This window comes from Nostoc sp., from assembly GCF_054880495.1.
Window position 1 is genome coordinate 1 of the sequence record NZ_JBTYKD010000330.1, and the last position, 2,277, is coordinate 2,277.

Annotated in this window: 2 protein-coding genes; one reads left to right on the plus strand and one right to left on the minus strand. The window is 44.7% G+C overall.

Annotated elements, in window-relative coordinates:
• Window positions 1-80: 80 nt before the first annotated feature.
• Window positions 81-518 carry a hypothetical protein gene (locus ACYTXL_RS28940; protein ID WP_461927646.1) on the minus strand — a complete coding sequence of 146 codons (438 nt, stop codon included), beginning with the start codon at window positions 516-518 and terminating at the stop codon, window positions 81-83.
• Between the two features lie 292 nt (window positions 519-810).
• On the opposite strand from ACYTXL_RS28940, the gene ACYTXL_RS28945 reads away from it, so the two are divergent.
• Window positions 811-2,277: inorganic phosphate transporter (locus ACYTXL_RS28945; RefSeq protein WP_461927647.1), on the plus strand; the 1,467-nt coding region annotated here is incomplete at its 3' end.

Consider the following 2,277-nt stretch of genomic DNA (forward strand, 5'->3'; position numbering starts at 1 on the left):
CAGCCTTTAGTTACAAAAGATTAATCCTCTATTGCAGTTGCCTCTAGAAAATTTACTTCCTAGAGGCAACTGCAACTTATTTAGGTGTAAATTGGCCCATGTGAATCTTGGCTACGAATGGGAAATTCTACAAAACCCACTGGATGATGAGTAAAATGCAGTACAGACAAACCGGGATTATCCTCAGTCGCATAGGCAATAGATGCGTCTATGTATTCACCCTGTAACCGTGCTAGTTCTCCTGCGATGAATGGTACTGGATCTACTAACCCTTCATTATCGCCGAAGCGAATAGCCACAAAAATTTCATTGCTCACTTCCAGTCCTTCTGGAAATCCCTCAGTATGCTCAACCTGAATATTGCTTAAAATTAAGTGTTGGTGATTCGCACCATGATGATTTTCTGGAGCCTCAAACAATTTTTCAATCTTCCCAACTACTCGAATTAGTGGTGCGCCCAGAGAATGCTTGAAACGATGATGATTGAGAAATCCTGTTGCTTTGGTAAATTTGCTCATCAAAACTCCTTTTCCGAGTTGAAAAATTTTACTAGACACTTTTCAGTCAATCACGAAGGAAGGCTTTTAAAAGTATACATGAGATACAATTTTACAAATCTACTAAAGCAAAGCATAGTCGGTTGGAAAGGTTTCAGTAGGAGTTTTAGCCGGATTAGGCAGCATCTTTGGTGCAAGCGATTGTACCTATCTTGAACAAAAATTAACCTCATTTTAATGTTGGCTTAAATTATAAAACTATGTTGTTTAGTATTAATGAATGTTACATATTGCCCAACGTGGATAATATTATATGGAGTTTTTTGGAGAGTCCATAACAGTAGGTACTGTTTTCTTTTTAGTGTTGGCAGTGGGACTGGCGCTGTTTTTTGAAGCGATCAACGGTTTTCACGATACTGCTAACGCAGTTGCTACAGTCATCTACACTCATTCGTTAAAACCATCCTATGCCGTCGTCTGGTCGGGGGTTTGGAACCTGATTGGTGTGATGCTGTCAGCAGGGACAGTCGCTTTTGGCATCGTGGCGTTGCTGCCAGTTGAGTTGGTAATTAATGTTGGATCGGGTCCTAGCTATGCAATGGTCTTTTCTCTTCTGATCTCAGCCATTATTTGGAACTTCGGAACTTGGTTTTTGGGATTACCAAATTCGAGTACCCACGCCTTGGTTGGAGCGATTATGGGAGTTGGTTTAGCGCATTCAGTAATCTCGCCAGGCCATAGTTTAAGCCAGGGCATCAACTGGGAGCAAGTCAAGCAAGTTTTCATCTCTCTGCTGATTTCGCCAATTATCGGATTCTGCGCCGCAGGACTGCTACTATTACTAGCCAAGGCGCTACTCAAAAAGCCAGAGCTTTACCAGCCAGCAGATCAAAAGAAAGCACCGCCACCTTGGATCAGGGGTTTATTAATCCTGACCTGTACTAGCGTCAGCTTTGCTCATGGTTCAAATGATGGGCAAAAAGGAATGGGTCTTCTCGTGCTGATCCTGGTCGGCATCCTGCCAGGTATATTTTCCCTAAACTTGAATACCAATGCCGCGACCATCGCTCAGTTAGCTGCTGCATCAAGCTCTGTGATGCCAGTCATCGAACACCACGCGCCCAGAATTTCCCTAAGTCGTCAAGATACAACCAATGAGCTGACGAACTTCCTCGGGGAGCAAGGCAAAGCTAGCGACAAAACCTTTGCAGCACTATCTAACAAGAGTCAGGAGATGGCAAATAGCCTGTCTGGAAAGACGAGTTTCAAAGCTTTTGCTAGTAATGATCGCCGCGTGCTACGTAGCAATATGTATTTTATCTCTTCAGCAATTGGGAAGCTGAATAAGCAGAACCAGTTGACTGATCCTCAAGAAAAGCAGGCGCTTGTGAACTACCAGAAACTGTTGGATGGACAGACCAAGTTCATTCCCAATTTTGTGAAAACAGCCGTCGCCCTCGCACTAGGTATTGGCACAATGGTTGGTTGGAAACGTGTCGTTGTAACAGTAGGTGAAAAGATTGGTAAACAGCACCTTTCCTATGGTCAGGGCGCTGCTGCTGAGATAGTGGCAGCCGTAACAATTGGTACTCTTGATCGCTTTGGACTACCAGTTAGTACCACACACGTATTGTCGTCTGGTGTGGCAGGCACAATGGCGGCGAATGGTTCTGGTCTACAAGCGAATACGATCCGCAACATCATACTCGCGTGGGTGCTGACGCTGCCAGCTTGCACGCTGCTGGGGGCTGCCATCTTCTCGGCGGCTTTTTATCTCGTC

Excerpts from the sequence above, each read along its gene's own strand:
- ACYTXL_RS28940 (WP_461927646.1), bottom strand. The coding sequence starts at position 518 with ATGAGCAAATTTACCAAAGCAACAGGATTTCTCAATCATCATCGTTTC.